Source organism: Streptomyces sp. NPDC021080, from assembly GCF_044333225.1.
Classification (GTDB): domain Bacteria; phylum Actinomycetota; class Actinomycetes; order Streptomycetales; family Streptomycetaceae; genus Streptomyces.
On the sequence record NZ_JBIRQM010000023.1, the window covers coordinates 58,243 to 79,538 of the forward strand.

Annotated in this window: 22 protein-coding genes and 1 pseudogene; 13 read left to right on the top strand and 10 right to left on the bottom strand. The window is 71.1% G+C overall.

Features of this window, described 5'->3' with window-relative positions; all coding sequences use genetic code 11:
- Positions 1-7: 7 nt before the first annotated feature.
- The 6 genes from ACH4S8_RS39460 (at position 8) to ACH4S8_RS39485 (ending at position 3,613) form a co-directional block, all read left to right on the top strand.
- The gene (locus ACH4S8_RS39460; RefSeq protein WP_398403224.1) at positions 8-937 is read left to right on the top strand and encodes a type II secretion system F family protein; all 930 of its coding nucleotides are present in this window, start codon (positions 8-10) and stop codon (positions 935-937) included.
- Complete coding sequence (locus tag ACH4S8_RS39465; RefSeq protein ID WP_398403131.1) at positions 934-1,857, top strand: type II secretion system F family protein; 924 nt, start codon at positions 934-936, stop codon at positions 1,855-1,857. Before ACH4S8_RS39460 ends, ACH4S8_RS39465 begins: the two co-directional genes overlap by 4 nt.
- Positions 1,858-1,920: 63 nt before the next feature.
- The gene (locus ACH4S8_RS39470) at positions 1,921-2,172 is read left to right on the top strand and encodes a hypothetical protein (RefSeq protein WP_266761505.1); all 252 of its coding nucleotides are present in this window, start codon (positions 1,921-1,923) and stop codon (positions 2,170-2,172) included.
- 12 nt (positions 2,173-2,184) lie between these two features.
- The gene (locus ACH4S8_RS39475) at positions 2,185-2,646 is read left to right on the top strand and encodes a TadE family protein (protein ID WP_398403133.1); all 462 of its coding nucleotides are present in this window, start codon (positions 2,185-2,187) and stop codon (positions 2,644-2,646) included.
- Positions 2,643-3,089, top strand: coding sequence for a TadE/TadG family type IV pilus assembly protein (locus tag ACH4S8_RS39480; protein ID WP_398403135.1), 447 nt, complete (start codon positions 2,643-2,645; stop codon positions 3,087-3,089). The genes ACH4S8_RS39475 and ACH4S8_RS39480 overlap by 4 nt, the downstream gene beginning before the upstream one ends.
- Positions 3,086-3,613, top strand: coding sequence for a pilus assembly protein TadG-related protein (locus tag ACH4S8_RS39485; protein WP_398403137.1), 528 nt, complete (start codon positions 3,086-3,088; stop codon positions 3,611-3,613). The genes ACH4S8_RS39480 and ACH4S8_RS39485 overlap by 4 nt, the downstream gene beginning before the upstream one ends.
- A gap of 29 nt (positions 3,614-3,642) precedes the next feature.
- Here the strand turns inward: ACH4S8_RS39485 and ACH4S8_RS39490 are convergent, their stop codons facing one another.
- The 8 genes from ACH4S8_RS39490 to ACH4S8_RS39525 form a co-directional block, all read right to left on the bottom strand.
- Positions 3,643-4,026, bottom strand: coding sequence for a hypothetical protein (locus ACH4S8_RS39490; RefSeq protein ID WP_398403139.1), 384 nt, complete (start codon positions 4,024-4,026; stop codon positions 3,643-3,645).
- Positions 4,027-4,079: 53 nt separating this feature from the next.
- Entirely contained in the window at positions 4,080-4,439 is a 360-nt protein-coding gene (locus ACH4S8_RS39495; RefSeq protein WP_398403141.1) for a toxin-antitoxin system YwqK family antitoxin, read from the bottom strand.
- Between the two features lie 112 nt (positions 4,440-4,551).
- Positions 4,552-4,881, bottom strand: a complete 330-nt coding sequence (locus ACH4S8_RS39500; protein ID WP_398403143.1) for a hypothetical protein — start codon at positions 4,879-4,881, stop codon at positions 4,552-4,554.
- A 34-nt stretch (positions 4,882-4,915) separates the two neighbouring features.
- Positions 4,916-5,560 (bottom strand): hypothetical protein, encoded by a 645-nt coding sequence (locus tag ACH4S8_RS39505; protein WP_398403145.1) that lies wholly within the window; start codon positions 5,558-5,560, stop codon positions 4,916-4,918.
- Between the two features lie 112 nt (positions 5,561-5,672).
- The gene (locus ACH4S8_RS39510; RefSeq protein ID WP_398403147.1) at positions 5,673-6,377 is read right to left on the bottom strand and encodes a hypothetical protein; all 705 of its coding nucleotides are present in this window, start codon (positions 6,375-6,377) and stop codon (positions 5,673-5,675) included.
- A gap of 50 nt (positions 6,378-6,427) precedes the next feature.
- Complete coding sequence (locus ACH4S8_RS39515; RefSeq protein WP_398403149.1) at positions 6,428-8,014, bottom strand: WXG100 family type VII secretion target; 1,587 nt, start codon at positions 8,012-8,014, stop codon at positions 6,428-6,430.
- Positions 8,015-8,119: 105 nt separating this feature from the next.
- On the bottom strand, positions 8,120-8,323 hold the full coding sequence (locus ACH4S8_RS39520; protein WP_398403151.1) for a DUF397 domain-containing protein: 204 nt from the start codon (positions 8,321-8,323) through the stop codon (positions 8,120-8,122).
- 9 nt (positions 8,324-8,332) lie between these two features.
- Positions 8,333-9,184: a helix-turn-helix domain-containing protein gene (locus ACH4S8_RS39525; protein WP_398403153.1), complete on the bottom strand. Its 852-nt coding sequence runs from the start codon at positions 9,182-9,184 to the stop codon at positions 8,333-8,335.
- A gap of 367 nt (positions 9,185-9,551) precedes the next feature.
- On the opposite strand from ACH4S8_RS39525, the gene ACH4S8_RS39530 reads away from it, so the two are divergent.
- The 4 genes from ACH4S8_RS39530 (at position 9,552) to ACH4S8_RS39545 (ending at position 15,418) form a co-directional block, all read left to right on the top strand.
- Complete coding sequence (locus ACH4S8_RS39530) at positions 9,552-12,620, top strand: BTAD domain-containing putative transcriptional regulator (protein ID WP_398403155.1); 3,069 nt, start codon at positions 9,552-9,554, stop codon at positions 12,618-12,620.
- Between the two features lie 113 nt (positions 12,621-12,733).
- A complete protein-coding gene (locus ACH4S8_RS39535) occupies positions 12,734-13,471 on the top strand; it encodes a prepilin peptidase (RefSeq protein ID WP_398403157.1) in 738 nt (245 codons plus the stop codon).
- 140 nt (positions 13,472-13,611) lie between these two features.
- Positions 13,612-14,811, top strand: coding sequence for a cyclic dehypoxanthinyl futalosine synthase (gene mqnC / locus ACH4S8_RS39540; RefSeq protein WP_398403159.1), 1,200 nt, complete (start codon positions 13,612-13,614; stop codon positions 14,809-14,811).
- 7 nt (positions 14,812-14,818) lie between these two features.
- A complete protein-coding gene (locus tag ACH4S8_RS39545; RefSeq protein WP_398403161.1) occupies positions 14,819-15,418 on the top strand; it encodes a hypothetical protein in 600 nt (199 codons plus the stop codon).
- Between the two features lie 228 nt (positions 15,419-15,646).
- On the opposite strand, the gene ACH4S8_RS39550 is transcribed toward ACH4S8_RS39545, so the two are convergent.
- Entirely contained in the window at positions 15,647-16,687 is a 1,041-nt protein-coding gene (locus tag ACH4S8_RS39550; protein WP_398403163.1) for a chitinase, read from the bottom strand.
- A 376-nt stretch (positions 16,688-17,063) separates the two neighbouring features.
- Here ACH4S8_RS39550 and ACH4S8_RS39555 point away from each other — a divergent pair.
- The 3 genes and pseudogenes from ACH4S8_RS39555 to ACH4S8_RS39565 form a co-directional block, all read left to right on the top strand.
- Positions 17,064-17,798 (top strand): annotated as a pseudogene (locus tag ACH4S8_RS39555) (glycosyltransferase); the annotation flags it as partial.
- A gap of 533 nt (positions 17,799-18,331) precedes the next feature.
- Complete coding sequence (locus tag ACH4S8_RS39560; protein ID WP_398403165.1) at positions 18,332-19,903, top strand: reprolysin-like metallopeptidase; 1,572 nt, start codon at positions 18,332-18,334, stop codon at positions 19,901-19,903.
- Positions 19,904-20,054: 151 nt separating this feature from the next.
- Entirely contained in the window at positions 20,055-20,750 is a 696-nt protein-coding gene (locus tag ACH4S8_RS39565; protein ID WP_387193759.1) for a demethylmenaquinone methyltransferase, read from the top strand.
- Between the two features lie 183 nt (positions 20,751-20,933).
- On the opposite strand, the gene ACH4S8_RS39570 is transcribed toward ACH4S8_RS39565, so the two are convergent.
- Positions 20,934-21,266, bottom strand: coding sequence for a PASTA domain-containing protein (locus tag ACH4S8_RS39570; RefSeq protein WP_398403167.1), 333 nt, complete (start codon positions 21,264-21,266; stop codon positions 20,934-20,936).
- Positions 21,267-21,296 lie beyond the last annotated feature (30 nt).

Consider the following 21,296-nt stretch of genomic DNA (forward strand, 5'->3'; position numbering starts at 1 on the left):
CGACTCCATGGGCGGGCTGTTCTCCCTGCCCGTGCTGTACGCGCTCGGGTGCGGGATCGCCGTCGGCGGCGGCCTCGCGCTGTTCGCCGTCGCCGTGCGCGGACTGCCCGCCAAGCCCGAACACGAGAAGCAGAAGGCGAGCGAGCGCGCGAGCGAGCTGATCCGCTTCGCCGGGCGGCGCGGATCGATCGCCGCGATCGCCGGTCTCGTCGTCCTCCTCCTCACCCGCTGGGCCGTCGCCGGCCTCGCGGCCGGCATCCTCGTCTTCTTCTGGGACAAGCTGTTCGGCGGCGCCTCCGAGGAGCGGGCCGCGATGCGACGGGTCGAGGCGCTGGCTTCCTGGACCGAGTCGCTGCGCGACACCATCGCCGGCGCGGTCGGTCTGGAGCAGGCCATCCCGGCGTCGGCGCGCGCCTCCGCCCCCGTACTGCGGCCGCATCTCGACGCGCTGGTCGACCGGCTGCGTTCCCGGACACCGCTGCCCGACGCCCTGCAGCAGCTGGCCGACGAGATCGACGACGCGTCCGCGGACATCATCGTGGCGGCCCTCATCCTCAACGCGCGGCTGCGCGGCCCCGGTCTGCGCCAGGTGCTGGGCGCGCTGGCCAAGTCGGCGCGCGAGGAGGTCGACATGCGGCAGCGCGTGATGGCCCAGCGCGCCTCGACCCGCCGCTCGGTGCAGATCGTCGTCGCGGTGTCGATCGCCTTCGTCCTCGGACTGTCGGTCTTCAACCGTCAGTTCGTCGAGCCGTACGGCACGGCGGTCGGCCAGCTCGTGCTCGCCTGTGTCTGCGGCCTGTTCGGCCTCGGCTTCTGGTGGCTGCGCAAGCTGTCCACGATCGACACACCGGAACGGTTCCTGGTGCGGGACGAGTCGTCCGTGCGGTTCGTGCGGCCCCGTACACCGGATTCCGGGGATGAGGCGGTACGCCGATGAACCTGACCACGCCGATCCTGATCGGCGCCGTCCTGGGCCTGGGCGTCTACGCCCTCGTCCGCGCGCTCATGCCGTCCAGGCGCGGCGCGGTCGCGCAGGTCGCCCGGATCGACGCGATGCGGGCCCGTGGGGCGGCGTACGAATCCACGCACCAGGGACAGCAGGGCAGCGGCCGTTTCGGCGGCCTGCGCGCCCAGGTCGGTGCGCGCGTCGCCGAGCTCTACCTCCAGCAGGGCTGGGAACAGCGCTCGCTGCGCGCCGATCTCGCCGTCCTGGACCGGAGCTGGGAGAGTTTCCTCGCGACGAAGGTGCTGCTGGCCGCCGCCGGTGTCTTCTTCGGCCCGTTCCTCTTCGCCGTCGTCTGGACCCTCGGCGTCGGACACAGCCCGATCGTCCCGGTCTGGCTCGCGCTGCTCTTCGCGGTCGTCTTCTTCTTCCTCCCCGATCTGGAGGTGCGGCGGGACGCGGTGGACAGGCGGCGCGATCTGCGGCGCGTGATCGGCGCCTATCTGGACCTGGTGTCGATGAGCCTGGCCGGCGGACGCGGTCTGCCCGAGGCGCTGATGGCCGCCGCCGAGATCTCCGACGGCTGGGCGACGCGGCGCATCCGCAACGCGCTCGCCGACGCCCGGATCACCGGCATCAGCCAGTGGCAGGCGCTCGGTTCGCTCGGTGAGGAACTCGGCGTCGAGGAGCTCAAGGACCTGTCCGCCTCCCTGGCGCTCGTCGCGGACGACGGCGCCAAGGTGCGCGAGTCGCTCGCCTCGCGCGCCGAGACCATGCGCCACCGCGAGCTCTCGGAGATCGAGGGCAGCGCCGGCGAGAAGTCGCAGTCGATGCTGGTCGCCCAACTGCTGCTGTGCGCGGGCTTCCTGGTCTTCCTGATCTTCCCGGCGGCGATGCGGGTGTTCCAGGTCTGACCGTCCGCCGTGCCCGAACGGCCCCCGGCCGGCCACCACTATCCTTCGAGAGGACAACTCACCATGAACGGACGGAACTTCAGCACCGGGATCCCGGGGGTGGACTTCCTGATCACCTTCCTCCAGGGGCGGGTGCAGCGTGCCCGCTCCGGCGAACTCGACCGGGGTGCTTCCGCGGTCGAGTGGGTCATCATCTCCGCCGTCGTCGTCGCCATCGTCGGCGTGGTCGCCGCGATCATCAACGCCGCGCTGAGCGACGGCGCCAACAAGGTCGGCGACTGCATCAGGGGCACCGACGCGGGCAAGACCTGCTGAGTCCGTACGGGGATGCGTGTGCGCGAGGACCGAGGGGTACGCCGCTGGGCGCGCCGCAGGGTGGAGGCAGCCTCCGCCCGCGGTGACTCCGGCATGACCGCGATCGAGTTCGTGCTGCTCACGCCGGTGCTCTTCTTCATGATCTTCGCGACGGTGCAGTTCGCGCTGTACTTCTTCGCGGACCACGTGGCCCAGGCGGCGGCCCAGGCGGGCGCCCGCAAGGCCCGCGCCACCGCGGACGCCGAGCCCGGCGGGTGGCGCGGCGAGGCGGGGGACGTCGTCGACAGCTACATCCGCCAGCTCGGCCCGCAGCTGGTGCTGTCGCCGGACGTGACGATGCTCCAGCCGGAGCCGGACACCGTGGGCGTCGAGATCACGGCGAGGGTGCCGGCGGTGTTCCCCGGCCTGGACCTGACGGTGCACGCCCGGTCGGCGGGCCCGGTGGAGCGGTTCGTGAAGGAGGAGAGGCCGTGACGCGGCCGCGGGCTCTGTTCGCCGCTCTCCTGGACCGCGGGTCCGGGCACCGGCGCGACCGGGGACTGTCCACGATCGAGGTGGTCATCCTCGCGCCGGTGATGATCCTCTTCATCCTGGTGCTGGTGGCGTTCGGGCAACTGGTCGACGGGCGCGGCGCGCTGGACGGCGCGGCCCGGGACGCCGCGCGGGCCGGCTCGATCCAGAAGGACCACGCGACCGCGATGGCCGAGGCGAGGAAGGCGGCCGAGGCCGACCTCGGGGACGTCTGTTCGGGGCCGGTGGACGTGCGGCAGACCAGCGCGGGCTTCGAGCCGGACACACTGTTCACCGTCGAGGTGAGCTGCGAGGTGCGGGGCCTCGCGATGATCGGCCTCGACGTGCCCACCACCCTGGAGTCGTCCTTCAGTTCCCCCCTCGACCCGTTCCGGAGGACGGCATGAAGCTGAGCTCCGCCGTACGGGGCCGGGCCGTGGGTGGCCGGTCCGTCCGCGACTGGGCCGTGGGCGGCCGGGCCGTCCGCGACTGGGCCGTCGCGCGCCGGGAGCGGTTCGACGATCGCGGCTCGGGTGCCGGCGCGGTCATCATCTTCGCGCTCGTCTTCCTGTCGCTCTCGGCCTTCGTCATCGACGGCGGCATGTCCATCTCCAAGCGGGAGCGGGCCGCCGACATCGCCGAGCAGGCGGCCCGGTACGCCGCCCAGGACATCGACCTCGAATCCCTCTACGAGAACCGGAACGGCCCGGCGCCCATCAACTTCGAGAACTGCGGCGCCCGGGTGAAGGCGTTCGCCCGCGAGATGGGCATGTCCGGCGCGGACATCGCCGCGACCCACTGCGTGAGCGCCGACGCCGAACAGGTCGAGGTCGAGGTCCAGTTGACCTACTCGCCGGTCTTCACGGGGATGTTCTACGGCGGAGACGTGACCGTCCACGGTCGGGCGGTGGCGGAGAACGAGGTGGGCTGAGGCCCGGGCCCTGCCTCGGCCGGGGTCGCTCAGTCCACGCCGATTCCGAGATCCCGCGTGAGGATCCCCGTCAGCCGTGCCTCGGGAACCTCAGGAACCCGGTACCGGGCCCTCCTGACGTGCGCGAGGAAGTCCCGGGGCAGCGAGACGTGGTACGTGCCGAGGTAGTACGGCAGATCCTGCCGCCACAGCCAGGTCCCGTCGGTGGAGAGCGAACCGATGCCGGACAGTACGGGGCCCTCCGGGTCCAGCACGTCGGTCCCGGCACTCGTCTCGCTCCAGATCGCGACCCCCTGTCCGAGATAGGCGACGATCTCGGCCTCGTCCGGCTCGCCCACCGGACGCGCGGCGTCCCGCAGAAGCCCGTCCCCGGGGAACGCCCAGCCGGGATCGAGCTCGTGGAAGAACCCCACGGGCCGGATCATCTCCGTACCCCGGTCGTGTTCTGGTCCCTCGGAGGCCGACATCACGCGTCGAACGTCCGGTCGTCGATCGGCTCGCCGCTCTCCGACCACGCCTTGACCGACCTCACCCGGCCGTGTGTGCCGTATTCCTTCTCGACGGCGAGCCGGCCGTTCGGGTGCCGTTCCCGCCACCTGCCGTACGGAATACCCTTTCGGCACTGGCCTTCCGCTCTTTCTGTTCCGTCCGCATACCACTCGCGCAGGGGGCCGTCCTCCAAGCCCTCGACATAGGTGGTCATGGCTACCACCTGACCCGTCCGGGCGTTCTTCTCGACCGTCTCGCCGGTGAACAGCCGGCCCTGGTAGGTCAGCGACAGGTCGAGTCCCGTGCCCAGTCCGGGGTCGTCGAGGTCGATGCGCATGGGTGGGCGACTCCGGATGTGAGTGGTCGGCCGGACGGGGCGGCCGACCCGTCGGCCTGCCCGGCGGGAAGGGGGCGCGGAGAGGCGTGGCCGAGTCACCTTTGCCGTGACCCTACTTCGCACTGTCCCGCTGTTTCGTCCGCACTCCCTCGGAGACGTTCTTGGCCAGGTCGTCGTCGAGTTTCTTGAACTCGCGGACCACGGCGTCGGACATCTTCGCGAGGGCGTCGAGGGACTGGCCGATGTCCTCGCGGCCGTCCTCCCAGCCGGACTCGAAGTCGTCCAGGGCGTCGTGGACGGTGTGGTCGCCGAGGTCGTCCTTGTACGACTCGAAGAGCTTCTTCGTCTGGTTCAGCCGGGTCTTGATGTCCCGCAGCCGGTCGCCGTAGTCCTCCAGCTCGCTCAGCGGGAGCGCGAGGTCGCTCTTGCCGCCACCACCCATGCCGGTTCCCCTCTCTGGAGTCCTGAAGTCCCGGTCAGACGAACCGGAACGTGCCGGTCACCGCGTCGAAGATGTCGTGGAACGCCTCGGCCAGGTCCAGTACCGGGCTGGCTCCGGAGACGAGAACGACCTGGTCGGCGGTTCCCGGGACCGGGATGTACGTCTGGGTCAGCACCATACGAAGGGTGCGGCTGTCGCCCTGCGCGACGGGCACGTCCTCCACGCCGAACGTCCGGGCCGCTATTCCGACTTGGGGGATGTCGACGGTCGTGACCGTGCGCCAGGCGTCGCCCTCGCGGCGGGCCGTGACGGTCCGCAGGCTCTCGGCGATCACGCGCGGATCGGTCGACAGCGCCACGCCCTGCTTGTTCCTGGCACCCAGCACCGACACGGTGAGGGTCGCGGTCAGCGGAACGCCGTCGAAGTTCTCGGCCATGCAGCCCATGTACACGGCCCCGGAGTCGTACGCGTCCTTGGCCATTCTGCGCAGCACGGCCGCCAGGTCGCCGCGGTACTCGGCGAGTTCGGGAACCTCACGGATCCGCTCGTCGACGAGGCCACGGACGGTCGCGTCCCGGCCCTCCGGACGGATGTCGAACTCCCACCAGGAGTCCGGCACGGACAGCGAGAACCCCGAGGACAGGCCGGGGGCCTCCGGTGAGGCGGAACGTGCGGTCAAGGTCGGATGCCTTCCTTCGGTGAGCCCGGCGCGTAAGGGGGAGAGGAGGGCTCACGGACGACCGGTGTCACCGCGGTCTCGGCCCAAGAGCCCTCTCCGTGGACGTACTCGATCACACGTCCTCTTCATCTTCGTCGAACGTGACGGGGGTGTACGTCTTCGCGTGGGCGGCGAGGAAGGTGCGGGCCTCCTCGGGCAGCGGCAGGGGCACCATGGCCACGTAGTCGATGAGCTGCTTCGGCGCGTAGTAGTCGCGGAAGCCGTATTCCACGCGGGCCAGTTCGGCCGCGTCGGCGTACCGGTGCGCCACTCCGAGGGATTCCAGGAGTTCGGAGAGTCCGTACGTGCCGACCTCGTCCCCGAGGTCGACGGGAAGCCGGTATCGATTCACCTCGGCATCCGAGAACGGAATCCCGCCCGAGCCGATGACCCGGAGCTGGGGAAGGCCGAAGCCGAACCACGGACCGGTCTTCCTCACGAGCAACCAGCGATCGGCCCGTTGGCTCTGGAAAATGTCGCACTCGTCTCCCGAGAAGACAGGAACCATGCTCAGGCCCATCCTCGTCAAGGGCGGATGCGACGGCTCCAGACCGGGGATCTCCTCGTGCCCGACCTGAGCGAGGTGCACGAACTCCGCGTGGAACTGCTCCCGTTCACCCGATTCCTCAAGGCAGGAGAAGTGCAGATTGCCGTCGAGGAAGGACGGGGAGTCGGACCAGGGGTCCCGAAGCAGGCGGTATCCGATGATCTCTCCGCACTGGCCTTCGATCGGGGGAGCCGCTTCGCCGCAGATCTGGCAACGGTTGATGTCGGGCATGGTTCTCCTGCTGGTCAGGTCTCGGGAGCCTGCTTCACCGAGTGCTTGGACTATAGGCCGGGCACGGGAACGAGCCCGCCCCGGTCACTGACGGGTCCGCCAGGGGGATAGGTTCCTTGAGGCAGCTCCAACACCCCGTTGTTGTCGAAGAACCTCAGATTTCCGTCCCGGCTGATCACGACTTCCATGTGGGGACTCATCTTGTTGTCCAGGTCGCGGCTCATGCTGTTCCTGGTGTTGCGTGCGGCTTCCAGCTCGTCCGGAGGTCCGGGTATCCGGTCCTCGGGATGCGTGTGGGCGATGAACTTGTAGCCGTCGTCGGTCAGTTCATCGGGAATCTTGGTGGTGTATTCCGTCCCCTGGAACAGGCGTAGTTCTCCCGCCGGATTCTGCACCACGGCGTGCTCGACAGCGTGGAATTTCTGGAGTTCCGCCATGTGCGAGACGTTCACTTCGTTCGGACGGATGCGCACGGGGCCGCGTGTCAGTGCTTTGGCGAGCTGGCGCGCCTTCGGGGACAGCGCGCGGTAGGGGATCGTTCCCCCGAAGAGGCGCGTGGACCCCTTGAAGGGCCGGTAGATGCCCCGGAGCGCCTCCCCGGACCGGAGATTCCGGGCCGTCTTCAGCAGCCCCCCGCCGATCCCCTTCATGAAGGCGCCGCCCAGGGCCCGCAGGCCGCCCAGTTTCCAGAGCTTGCCCATCTTGGCGAGGCTCGTGAAACCCTTGGTGGCGGGAATGCAGTCGAGGACCGCGAAGATCAGATCGCCCCAGCCGGCCTGGCCGTCGAGCATCTTTCTCACCGTGTCCGCGAGCACGACGAGAGCCGCCGCGAAGACCAGCCAGCCCAGGGGGCCGCCCACGATCATCACGATGACGCCGACGATCGTCACGACCCACTTGCAGACCGTGACGATCTCGTCCCAGTGGTCGGAGACCCAGTCGACGGGCTCCTCCCACCAGTGGCGGTTGTGGATGCCGGCGTCGGACGCCTCGTGCAGCTTCTTCACCGTGCGGCGGGCGGCCTCCTCGCGGAGCCCCTTCGCGTGGGCGGCCAGTTTCTTCGCCGCGTCCAGCAGCCCCTGGGCGTCGTCCACGTCCTTCCGGGCGGCGCTCTGCCGCTCCTCGGCGTGCTGGGCGTCACGCGTCGCACGCCGGACGTCGGCCTCGTCCGGCGGGGGCACGTCCTTGCCGCGGTTCTTGTCCGGATCGTAGGAGTCGGCCTTCGCGGTGGCCGTGTGCACCCAGTCGTCGGCGCCCGAGAGCGCGGTCTTCGCCGTGGACAGGTCCTGGCGGGCCTTGCGGCCGTCGCGCAGCGCCTTGTCCGCCTTCTGCTGGGCGTCGTCCAGATCCGGCCAGTACGAGGCGAGCGCGTCGCCCGCGATGTCGTAGGACTTCTTGAGCTTCTTCAGCTGGCCGGGGACGTCCTCGAACTCCGACGCGAAGGAGTCCGCCGTCTTGCCCGCCCATTTCAGGACGGCGTCGTCGTCGGCCAGTCCCTTGACGTCCCGCAGGATGCCCGCGACGTCGTCGGCGAAGTCGTGGAGCGAGCCGGCGAGTTTGCGCACCCGCTGCGGGTCGCCCGGCGTCGGGTCCTGGTCCAGGTCGAGTATGTGCCAGTCCGTCGGCCTGTTCGACACGTGTTCCCCCGTAACACCCGCAACCCCTGCATCAGAACGTACGTGTGAACGTAGCGCGTCGATCGTTGCGAGTGGAACGCCGAACAGGGCTTCGTCGAGGGGTTGTTACGTGTGGGGCGCGATGACGGTCCCGGTGCGTATCGCCCGGAGGAGGTGACCGACGGGGGCCGGGGTGGTGGTGAGGACCGTTTCGGGGGCGTCGGATTCGCGGAGGTGGAGGACGGCGGGGGTGGAGGCGAGCTCGACGCAGGAGTCGCCGTCGCCGGGCCCCGAGTAGGACGACTTCTGCCAGTTGTCAGGGGTGGTCATGGGTGCTTCTCACAGCTCCTTCGTCAACCTGTGGATGAAGTCGCGAGACCGGTCGGCGTCCAGCGACACGGCCTCGACTTTATGGAAGAGCGTGCGGTACGCGTTGAGTTGGGCCTCGGAGTCGATGAACGCCGCGCCCTGGGGCGCGTCGCGCACGACGGTGTCCAGCTTGGGCACGGGGCCTTCCGCGTAGGTCATGGCACTCGTCGCGCCACCGAACCCCTCCAGGTCGAAGGGGATGACGCGCACGGTGACGTGGTCGGCTTCGGAGAGGCCGAGCACGTGGGCGAGCTGGGCCCTCGAAGTGGCGCGGTCGCCGACCATGATGCGCAGCGCGGCCTCGTGCACGACGCCGGCGTACCGCTTGGGAGCGGGGCCTTCGAGCAGCGCCTGGCGCCGCATCCGGTGCTGTACGCGCAACTCCACCTCGTCGGAGGGAAGTTCCGGTACGCGGTAGGAGAAGACCGCGCGGGCGTACCGCTCCGTCTGGAGGAGGCCGGGGATGTGGAGGAACTGGACGTCCCGCAGGAGCGTCGCGTGGTGCTCCAGCTCGGCGAGGTCGAGGAACGGTGTCGGCAGCGAACCGCGGTACGGCTCCCACCAGCCGCGTGTCCGGTCGGCGGCCATGGCGACCAGGGCCTCCACGAACGCCTCGTCCGTGCAGACGTACTGTGCCGCGAGCCGGCGCAGCCGCTTCTCGCTCACACCCGCGAGGCCGGCTTCGATCTGGCTGATCTGCGCCGGGCTCACTCCGAGGAGCGTGGCCGCTTCTCGCGATGCGAGCCCGGCCGCTTGGCGGAGTCGGCGTAATTCCGCCGCCAGGCGCAGCTGACGCGCCGTCGCGTCACGCCTCAATGCCATCGGGTTCCCCTTTCGGAGTGCCGGTGAACATGACTCGTTCGGGGCAGATTATGCGACTGCCTCGTGGTGCCTGGGCGACCAGGTCCGACGGTCGGTGGCGCGGACATCACTCTCCGGCATCCCGGGGGCGGTTGTGCGGGGTTCGTGAGAACCGTCCGGCGGGTGTCGTGAAGAGGCGTGGTGGCTCAGGACGCCGGACGGGGCCCGGGCAGGGGGGCAACCCGGTCGTCCCGGGCGGTCGGTGACGAAGGCGACCGGACCGGCGTCAACGCCGCCCGCCCGGTCTTCGACACCCTCCCTAGACTCTCAGTAGGCTCGGTTCACCCCCGAACTCACGCCGTCCCCAAACGACCCCAGGACGTCCGCCATGGCCCGACGCACCAACTCCAGTCCGACGGGCGGCTCGCCGGATCCGAGGAATCGGATGCCGCAGCCCCTGCCCCGGCGTCGCCGGACGTTCGGGGACTTCGCGAAGGCCTTCGGGGCGTTCGTCGCCCTGCTGGTGCTGCTCGTCGGTGTGCCCGGCGCGCTGGTGGTCGCCGTGGGCTGGCCGCTGCCGCACGGGGCGCCCTCGCTGGACTGGCTCCAGAAGGAGATCACCGTCGGCACGTTCATCCGCGTGCTGACGGTCATCGTGTGGTTCGCCTGGGCGCAGTTCGCCGCGTGCGTCCTCGTCGAGATGAAGGCCGCGCTGTCGGGCGTCGGGCTGCCGAACCGTGTACCGGGCGCCGGGGCGAGCCAGTTGCTGGCCCGTCAGCTCGTCGCGGCCCTCCTGCTCGTCGGCGCGGCCGCCGCGAGCTTCACCCCGGGCCTCTCCCAGCTCGGCCAGAGCCCGGAGGCCGGCCGGCACGGCTCCGTCGCCGCCGCCCAGCAGACCCCCGGCGTGCTGTTCGCGCAGCAGGAGCGGGTCGCCGGCGGTGCCGCCGCCGCGGTCGCCGAACAGGCCGCCGACGCCGAGGCGCAGGCGGCGACCCGGGCGGACGGCGGCGCCTCCGCCCGGCACGGCGACACGAAGTACTACCGGATCCAGCCCCCCGAAGGCCGTCACCACGACTCCCTCTGGGAGATCGCGCAGCGCCACCTCGGTGACGGGCGCCGGTACAAGGAGATCTACGAGCTCAACAAGGACCGTACGCAGCCCGACGGGTCCAAGCTGTCCGAGGCCAGCCTGATCCGGCCCGGCTGGATCATGGAGATGCCCGGCGACGCCCACGGCGGCGAGCTGGTCGAGATGCCCGACGCGAAACCCGGGATCCCGGAACAGGTCCAGCAGCAGATCCACGACTACTCCAGGACCGGCGACCACCAGCAGGGCGATCAGCGGCACGGCGACCACCGGCAGACGGGCGGCGAGCAGGCCGGCGACGCCGGACGGCAGGGCGATCGGAGCGGCCGGAGCGACCAGGACACCGCGCAGTTCCGTGTGCCCCAGCAGCGCGTCGGCGGCGCCCCCGGCCAGGAGCGTGAGCACGCCTCCTCCGGCGGGGCCTCCGTCGACTCGCGCGACGGACAGGGCTCGCAGTCGGCCTCCGGGGGGAGCGGATCCTCCTTCGGGCTGCCCGAGGCACTCGTCGGCGCGCCCCTCCTCGCCGCGGGCCTCCTCGGCGCGCTGGGCCGGCGCCGCCGCCAGGCCCTGTGGCAGTCGGCGCTCGGCGCCGTCGGCGGGCGGCGCGGCACGGAGCCGCCGGTTCCGACCGGATCCGCCGCGGACGCCCAGGACGCGCTGCTCGTCGGCGCCGACCCCGAGGGCGTACGCCTCCTCGATCTGTCGCTGCGCGGACTCGCCGCCGCTCTCGCCGCCGAATCCCGCCCGCTGCCGACCGTCTACGCGGCCTGGCTCGGCGGCGACGGCGATCTGCACCTCCAGCTCGCCCAGCCGGCCGGGAAGCCGCCCGCGCCGTGGCGGCTCGGCCAGGACCAGACGTTCTGGATGCTGGCACGGGCGGACGCCGAACGGTCCGAGGAGGTCGACACCGCCGCCCCCTACCCGGGCCTCGTCAGCCTCGGCACCATGGACGACTCGCGGCTGCTGCTCAACCTGGAGGCCGTGCCCGGCATCGTCTCCCTCAGCGGAAGCGCCACCGACCGCGCGGGCGTCTTCGCCTCCGTCGCCGCCGAACTGGCCACCAACGGCTGGTCGGACCGGATGACGATCACCCTCGTCGGCTTCGGCGAGGACCTGACCCCGCTCGCCCCCAACCGGCTGCGCCACCTGGACGGCGTCGAGGCGCTCGTCGAGACCATGGAGGCCGAGACGCGGCAGCGGCGCGGCGCGCTGGGTGCCGCCGGACACGACTCCGTGCTCACCGGCCGTACCGGACCCGCCCAGCACACCCGTTGGGCCCCGCACCTCGTCCTCCTGGCCGTCGAGCCGTCCCCCGCCGACGCCCTCCGGCTCGCCGAACTGGCCGCCGACGCGGGGAGGCTGGGGATCGGCTATCTCGTCGGCACCGAGTCGGGCGAACTGCCGGGTGCCGCCTGGGAGATGGAGATCACCCGCGAGGGCAAGCTGCTCGCACCGCTCCTCGGCCTCGAACTCGACGCCCAGCTGCTGCCGGTCGCCCAGCAGCAGGCGGTGGTGGAACTCTTCGTGGAAGCGGACCCGGAGGGCGGGCCCGACGACCCGACCGACTCGCCGCCCTTCCTCGTCGACATCAGCGAACAGGGGCGGCCCGCCGTGTACGCGCGGCTCGTGGGACCGTACGAGATCATCGGCCTGGAGACGCCCGAGGGCGAACGCAGTCCGCTGCTGCACGAGGCGCTGGCGCTGCTCCTGCTGCACCGCGAAGGGGTGCACCCGCGCGTGCTGTCCTCCGCGCTGTGGCCGCGCGGGGTCACGGACGACGTGCGGGACGCGCTCGTCGAGCGGCTGCGCGGCTGGCTCGGCGACGACCCCGACGGCACCGCCCGCCTCGGCACCGACGCCACCGGACGGCTCACGCTCGCCCGGTCCGTCGTCTCCGACCTCGACGTACTGCGCTCCCTCTACCACGAGGCGACACAGGGCAAGGGCACCGACAGCCGGGTCGTCCGCGGGCGGTTGCTCACCGACGCGCTCGTCCTGGTCCGCGGTCCGTTGCTCGCCGACCGTCCCGAAGGGCGCTACGGCTGGCTCACCCACGAGATCATCGACGCCCGGCTGCCGCTGCTCGTCGCGGACATCGGGCTCGCGCTCTCCGCGTTCCATCTGGAGAAGGACCGGGCGGAGAAGGCGATCGAGGCGCTGAACGCGGCGATGAACTCGGCGCCGGCGGACGAGCGGCTGTGGAACGAGCTGCTGCGCGCGACGCACGCGACGGGGGACGGGGACGAGGTGAAGCGGCTCGCCGCGGACCTGGTGGCCCGCAGCGGGGCGCGGGGGCTGCCGCCCCGGACGGAGGCGCTGCTCGACGAACTGCTGCCGACGTGGCGCAGCGGTGCGGCGGCGGTCGGCTGACACCACCGGCTCCGGCCGCCGCGCCCCGGGGTCCGTCATCGACGGCACGGGTCCGGCGGCCGTCGTGGCCGTCGCTCACGACCGTCGTACCGGACTCTTCCTGGGGGGAACGCGTGGATCTCGACCGCTGGCTCGTCGTCGCCGCCGCGCTCTGGGGCGCGGCGGCCGGGCTCCTGGTGCCCCGGCCCGCGTACCGCTTCGCCGTCGACCCGGACGAACCGTGGCGGGACCGCTGTCCCGAAGGGCAGCCGATCACCGGGGCCGCCCGCGGGTGGCTCGGGCTCGCCCGTTCGCCGGGCGGAACCCCGTACGGCCCCGGTGTCCTGCTCGTCTCGCCGGTCACCGCCCTGCTCTGCGCCGGGCTCGCCCTCGCGACCGGCACGCGTCCGGAGCTGGGCGTCTGGCTGCTGCTGGCGCCGCTCGGCGTCCTGCTCGCCGTGGTGGACTTCCGGGTGCAGCGGCTGCCGGACGCGCTGACCCTGTCGCTCGCGGCGGCGGCGCTCGCGCTGCTCGGGGTGGCCGCCGCGCTGCCCGAGCACGCGGGGGAGTGGCCGACGGCGCTGTTCGGCGCGCTCGCGCTCGGGGGCGCGTACTTCGTGCTCTTCCTCATCAACCCGAACGGCATGGGCTTCGGCGATGTGAAACTCGCTCTCGGCCTCGGCGCGGTGCTCGGCTGGTACGGGTGGAGCGTGGTCGTCCTGGGGACCTTCGCCGGGTTCCTGTTCGGCGCCCTGTACGGGCTGGTCCTGGTGGTCGCGCGGCGCGCGGGGCGCAAGACGTCGATCCCGTTCGGCCCGTTCCTGATCGCGGGCGCGTACGTGGGGCTGCTCATCGGGGCTTTCGCGGCCTGACGCCGGCCGGTGCGGCGGGTCCGGGGCCGGCTCCGGCCACGCGGTCCGACCTCGGCCGGTGGGCCTGGCGTCGGCCGGTGCGGCGGGCTGGCGTAGGGTGGTTGAGTCTGTCCACAACCCTTACGAAAGGGACGCTCCCGGTGACCGAGAAGGCCGACCTTCAGTCCGTGCTGGACCGTGCTGCCGAGGGTGGGCGGATCACCCCGGAAGAGGCGCTCGTCCTCTACCGCGACGCCCCGCTGCACGCGCTCGGCGCCGCCGCCGACGCCGTACGCCGCCGCAGGTACGCGGGTACGGAGCACATCGCGACGTACATCATCGAGCGCAACATCAACTACACGAACGTGTGCGTCACGGCGTGCAAGTTCTGCGCCTTCTACGCGGCCCCCAAGGACACCGCCAAGGGCTGGACGCGCGACCTCGACGACATCCTGCGCCGCTGCGCGGAGACCGTCGAGCTCGGCGGCACGCAGATCATGTTCCAGGGCGGACACCACCCGGACTACGGCGTCGAGTACTACGAGAAGCACTTCGCCGCGATCAAGGGCGCGTACCCCGAGCTGGTCATCCACTCCCTCGGCGCGTCCGAGGTCGAGCACATGGCCCGGATCTCCGGGGTGAGCGTCGAGGAGGCCATCCAGCGGATCCACGCGGCCGGTCTCGACTCGTTCGCCGGGGCCGGCGCCGAGCTGCTCCCGGCCCGCCCGCGCAAGGCGATCGCCCCGCTCAAGGAGAGCGGCGAGCGGTGGCTGGAGATCATGGAGATCGCGCACGGGCTGGGCGTCGAGTCGACGTCCACGATGCTGATGGGCACCGGCGAGACCAACGCCGAGCGCATCGAGCACCTGCGGATGATCCGCGACGTACAGGACCGGACGGGTGGCTTCCGCGCCTTCATCCCGTACACCTACCAGCCCGAGAACAACCACCTGAAGGGCCGCACGCAGGCGACGCTCTTCGAGTACCTGCGGATGATCGCGATCGCCCGCCTCTTCCTCGACAACGTGGCCCACATCCAGGGCTCCTGGCTGACCACCGGCAAGGAGGTCGGCCAGCTCTCCCTGCACTACGGCGCGGACGACCTCGGCTCCATCATGCTGGAGGAGAACGTCGTCTCCTCCGCCGGCGCCAAGCACCGCTCCAACCGCCTGGAGATCATCGACCTGATCCGCAAGGCGGGCCGCGTCCCCGCCCAGCGGACCACGACGTACGAGCACATCGTCGTCCACGACGACCCGGCGAACGACCCGGTCGACGAGCGCGTCATGTCCCACATCTCCTCGACGGCGATCGAGGGCGGCACGGCACACCCCGAGCTGAAGCTCCTCGCCTCCAACTGACGCGCCCATGCTGACGATTCACGTCGCCGAGGAGTCGACCGGGACAGCGGTCCTGGTCGACGGGGCGGCCATCGCCGCCATCGGCCCGTACGAGGAGCTGGCCGCCGTCCGTCCGAATGCGAAGGTGCGGCGCTGGCCGGGCATCCTGACGCCGGGACTGCTGAACCCGTACGGCCCGGAGCTCCTGGAAGCCACGTACCACCCGGACCCGCGCGAGGCCGAGGGCTTCGGTACCGAGCCCATCGGCGGGGAACGGGCCAAGCGGATCTTCCGCGCGGACCCCACACGCCTCGGCGCGAGCGCGCGGCGCGGCATCCAGCGGATGCTGGCGCACGGCACGGTCGCGGTGGCCGGGGAACTGCGGTCGCGATCCGTGGCCGACGCGGTGCGCAGGGCCGGACTCGCGGTGGGAAGGCGGCCGGACCGGCTCCCGGGGCCGCCGGCGCTGTCCCCCGCCCCGCTGATCATGCTGCCGCAGCTGGTGCCGGGCGGTCCCGCCCGGTTCGCCGTGTTCGACGTCGCGGACCGGGCCGAACTGGTCCGGCGCGGTGCGGGGACCTGCGTGGCGACCGTGATCGGCGGGCGGCTGGTGTACCGGGGCCGCTGATCACGGCCCTCTCGGCACTGCGTCACGCCGCTGATCACGGCACGGTCGCCGCCCCGGCCCGCGAACGTCTTCGCGAACACCTCCGGGCCCCGCTCCACGGCACGGGTCGCCGCCTCGGCCCGCGAGCGCCGCGCTCGTGGGCTCTGCCTCGCAGCAGGCGGCGCCGGTTCAGCCCGTGAACGCCTTCGCGAACGCCCCGGCCTCTGTTTCCCGGCAGGCGGCGCCGGTTCAGCGCGCGAACGCCTTCGCGAACGCTCCCGCGCTCTGCTTCACGCCGCTGCAGTCGGTCGCCGCGTCGCCCGCCGTGGTGCTGCCCTTCTCGCACTGCCGGTCGCGGAACGTCGACCACATCGACACCCAGGCCACCCCTTTCTTCTCGGCGAACTCCCTCACCTGCGCCGCGTCCGCGAGCCCGAACGTCTCGTCGTCCACGTCGTTGACGCCGATCATCGAGGTGAGCGCGAGTCCCTGCCAGGCGCGGGCGTCCGACAGTCCGAACACCTTCTTCAGCTGGGTGTGGGCCGCCTCGGCGGAGGTGATCGCGTAGTCGCCCATGTCACCGGCGTACGAACTGCCGTAGTTCATGGTCATGATGTTGACCGTGGAGACGTCCACGGAGTGGTCGTTCGCGGACTCCAGGAGGGCCAGGCCGTCGGCGTCGAGTCCGGACGGCATCACGGGCAGGGTGAAGGACACCGTCAGTCCGGGGCGCCTCTTCTGGAGCAGCGCGATGGCCTCGGAGCGCAGCGCGACCGAGGCGGAGTCGCCCAACCGGGCGCCCTCGATGTCGAAGTCGGCCCGGGTGGAGCCGACGGCGTCCAGCGCCGCCCCGTAGGCCGCGGCGAGGTCGCTCGCGCTGTCGCACGTCGACGCCAACTCCTTGCCGGACGCGCCGCCGAACGACACCCGCAGTCGCGCGCCGGACTTCTCGAGCGCCGCCGTCCGGGACTTCACGGCCGTGTCGTCGATCGCGTACGTGCCGTCCCACTCGGGCGTGCAGCCGCTGCCGTCCGAGATCACGAAGGCCAGGTTGTACGCGGCCGGGGACCCCGCCGAGTCGGTGCCCGCGGCGGTCGTGGCGCTCACGTAGGGGGCGTACGAGGTGGCCGACGACGTCGACGTGCCCCGGTTCGGGGACGCCGCCGCGGCTGTCGTCCGGCCGGCCCGCGCGGACGCGGCGCCCGAGGCGTCGCCGCCCGAGGAACACCCCGAACAGGCCAGGGCCACCAGGCACAGGACCCCCGCGGCCGGCTTCAGGAAACGCCGCATCGTGCACGCACCCACTTTCGTGATTCTCGTGGTGTCTGTCTCAGGACGGAAACAAACGGTCGCTTCCCGAGGGGAAATGTGTCACATCCGGAACGGATTACCGAATGGAGATCACGCAGGGAAATCACGGGAAAGTCTGCCGACAAACAGGGCCATACGGGCTCCGAAACGGTGCATATCTCTCATAGTCATCGGACCCGGGCCGCGTGATCATTCCTTGATTCTCGCAGTGAAACTACAGGCCGGGGCGCCCCTCATGGGCCGCTCACACGGAATCCGGAGTTTCTGACACATAAACGCGCCCTACCGTCCGGGGAATGCAATCCGAGCCCGCCATCCGAAACCATGTCCAGGCGCGGGGCCGCCGCAGCAGACGCGGCAGCGCGGACGGGGCCGGGGCCGGGGCCGGGGTGGGAAGCCCGGCTGGGAACCGACGGTCACCCGGCCGGTGACCGTGGTCGTGCCCGCGTACAACGAGAAGGAACGCATCGCCAACACCCTGAGGTCGCCGGCGAGGAGCACGCATCCGATCGAGATCGTCGTGGTCGACGACGGGGCCGAGGACGGCACGGCCGAGATCGCCGAGTCGTTCGGCATGCCGAACGTCCGGGTCGTCCACCAGGAGCACGCCAAGGCCTGGACGGAGGCGCCCGGTTCGTTCAGGCAGTTCCGGTCGCAGCGCCACCGCTGGAGCTACGGCACCGTGCAGGGGCTGTGGAAGCATCGCAAGTCGCCGACGGACAAGGGGTCTTCGGGCCGCTTCGGGCGCGTGTGTATGCCGCTGGTGGTGCTCTTCCGGATCGTCACACCGGTGTTTGCGCCGCTCATCGACGTGTTCACCGTCCACTCGATGATCTTCGTGGACTTCGGGGCCGCGCTGCTCGCCCGGTCGGCCGCCCTCGCGGTCCAACTGAGCTGCGCCGCCTACGCGTTCCGGCTCGACCGGAAGAAGTACCGGTACCTCGCGATGTTGTCGCTGCAGCAACTCGCCTACCGCCGGATGATGTACCTGGTTCTGATCCACTCCTGCGTCACAGCCCTGACCGGCGGCCGCCCGCGCGGGCAGAAGCTCAAGCGCACGGGCGAGGTCGGAACCCCGGCAGGGGTGAGCCGGGTGACCTGGGGCGCGGAGCAGCATGACCAGGGGTACGACGGCGGGTACGGCCCCGGCTACGGGTACGTCGTCGGCTACGGGTACGGCCCCGCGCACGGGCTTCCGTACGGCCAGACCCTGGCGTACGGGCAGCCGATGCCGTACGCCGTCGTCCTCGCCTCGCCCGCCGCCCTCGCGTACGGCGGCTGGTACGCCCTCGCGCACCGGTCGGCGGGCTTCGTGACGCCGCTGATGTACTTCAAGGCGTACTACGGCGTCGACTTCGCCTGGCCGGCTCGCTTCGGGACGCTCGACCGCACGGTGACGGTCTTCAACGGACGCGCGGTGACGATCTACCTCTGGCACGAGATCGCGCTGATCCTGGCCGGCCCGCTGATCCGGATCGCGATCCCGCTGTTCGGCCGGGTCGAGGACACGGCCGCCCGGAAGAGACCCCGGCTGCTGCCGTGGCGGCTCGAAGGGTGAACCTCACCTCGATTGGCCGTGTACGGACGCATACGACGAGCCGGACGCGATCTTGGCTACGGAGCATGGGGGAAACCCCCACAGAGAGGCTGACGTCCCTCATGCGCCGTTCCCTGCTCGCCGCGTCCACCGCGGCGACCGCCCTCACCGCCGCCCTGTCGCTGGCACTGAACACACCCGCAGCCGCCGGAGCCGGCCCTGGGCACGAACCCGAACCCTGGGTGAAGCGCAGTGCCGTGATGCGCGCGCATCCCAAGGACTTCCGTTCGCTGTGCAGGAGACAGAAGGACGGGGTGCCCGAGACCCGCACCTTCCCGCTCTTCGGGCACAGCAGGGGCTTCACGGCGATGGAGGACTTCAAGCGGCAGGACGCGGACGGCACGGTGTTCTGGTCCGGCCACGACCCGAAGCATCCGGACAACACGATCTCCGTGTCCGTCATCGGCGCGTGCGCGGCCGGTCCGGTCACCCTGTCCGGCGAGATCGAGGCGGGCGACACCCAGTACGTGTACAAGCCGCTGGCCAAGCGGCCGGGCCGGTATCTGCTGCAGGAGATCGACGCCCTGAAACTGCCTCCGAGCGGACAGGGCACCGACACCGTGACCGTGCCTCCGACCAGGTCGGTCGGGCCGCACAGGCCGGGTCTGCGGGTCGCCACTCCCGACAACCCCGCGGCCATCGACATCGTCGTCGCCTACACCCCGGCCACCGTCACCGAACTCGGTTCGGTCTCCGCGGTCCAGAGCCGTATCCGGTACGGCGTGAACCAGCTCAACAGGGCGCTCGCGACCAGCCATGTGCCGGCCAGCGTGCATGCCGTGAGCACCTACGAGACCCAGGCGACCGGCGTCGCCCGTGAGAACGCCGGAACCCTGCTGAGCATGATCAGCAACCCCGCGAACCCGACCCTCGGCGTCACGGCCGCCGCCCAGCGGACCGCCTTCGGCGCCGACCTGGTGGCGCTCATCGCCGCCATCCCCCCGGAGGACAGTTCCGGGCAGGCCAACCTGCCCAACCCGGCGGGCACGGGGACCAGCAACAACGCGTTCTCGGTCACCAGCGCTTTCTCCATCACGGCGTGGGAGAACCTCGCGCACGAGATCGGCCACAACTTCGGTCTCATGCACGACCGCAAGACGGTGCTGGCCCAGGGCGGCACGACTCCCGCAAACACCTACAACTACGGCTGGGTCACCGCCGACCAGCGGCACCACACGATCATGGCCTACTCCAGCGCCTGCACCCAGCCGTGCACGGTCGTGAACCAGTACTCCAACACCGTCAACCTGCTGAACGGCCAGGCCCTCGGCGACGAGAACAACAACAACGCGGCCGTCGCCACGACGGCCGCCGAGTTCCTGGCCGGCTACCGGACCTCCCTGGCCACCAACCGGGTCTCCCTCACCATGGCCTCCAGCCCCGTCGCCGGAGGCATGCTCCAGCCGAGCGAGTACGGCCCGTACGACCCCGGCACGCAGGTCACCGTCACCGCCGAGGCGAACCCCGGCTTCCAGTTCAGCGGCTGGCAGGTCGACGGTGTGCTCCAGACGGACACCACGCCCAACTACACGATCACGATGAACGCCAACCACACCATCACCGCACTGTTCACCGAGATCCCGGAGCCCGCGCGGTAGGACCCGCCGGGCGGCGAGCCCGCAGGGCCGTCGGGCAGCGCCGCACCTTCCCCGGTTCACGCGGGGCGGGTGCGGCGGCTTTCCCGTAAACGGACCATGTTCACGGCCGGGCGCCGGAGAGCCGTCCGGTCCCTACTGCCACAATGGGACGGTGACCCGCGCATCCCTGGACAAGCAGCCGCACGAAGTCGCCTCGATGTTCGACGACGTGGCGGAACGGTACGACCTGACGAACGACCTGCTGTCGCTCGGCCAGGACCGGGCGTGGCGCAAGGAGGTCGCGAAGGCGGTCGACGCGCGCCCCGCGCAGAAGATCCTGGACCTCGCGGCCGGCACCGCGACCTCGTCCCTCCCCTTCGCCCGCACCGGCGCGTACGTCGTCCCCTGCGACTTCTCCCTCGGCATGCTCCGTGTCGGCAAGCGGAACCACCCCTGGCTGCCGCTGACCGCCGGCGACGCGACGAAGCTGCCCTTCAAGGACGACACGTTCGACGCCGTCACGATCTCCTTCGGGCTGCGCAACGTGCAGGACACCGACACCGCGCTCCGCGAGCTGTACCGCGTGACCAAGCCGGGCGGGCGTGTCGTGATCTGCGAGTTCTCGCACCCCACCTGGGCGCCGTTCCGCACGGTCTACACCGAGTACCTGATGCGCGCGCTGCCCCCGGTCGCCCGCGCCGCCTCCTCCAACCCCGACGCGTACGTCTATCTCGCCGAGTCCATCCGCGCCTGGCCGACCCAGCCGGAACTGGCCGAGCGGCTGATCAAGGCCGGCTGGTCGAAGGTGGCCTGGCGCAACCTGACGGGCGGCATCGTGGCCCTCCACCGGGGCTACAAGCAGGCCTGAACCACGCACGTCCGACCTGTCGGGTCCGATCCACATGGGTTCAGCCCGCATGGGTTCAGCCCACATGGGGCCGACCCACAGGGTGCGGCACACACGGGGCCGACCCACAGGGTCCGGTCTGCCGGGTCCGACGCACCCGGGCCCGGTCCTGCACCGGGTCCCGCCGGGAGGCTCCCGGACGGGCTACCTGAGGACCATGAACGGGTCGCCGGGCAGGTCGAGTTCGCGGCGCAGTCCGCCCGACGGCGGACGGGGCGGACGGGGTTCGCGCACCCCGGCACCGCCCTCCGCGTCCCCCAGGTCGAACCACACCGTGACGACGGCTCCGCGCGGAACCTCGGCCCCGGGCTGCGGAAATTGCCGTACGACGTAGTCGACGACCGTCCGATGGAAATCGGGCCGGTCGGGCGCGGCGAGCAGCACACCGCGAGCCTCAGCCGTCTCACGCGCGTCCACGGCCATCAGACCGACGAGCCGCGGCACGCGCACTTCGGGTGTCTTGGGTGTTATGCGCACAGACGTCACCCCCAGCGGTACCGGAAGGGT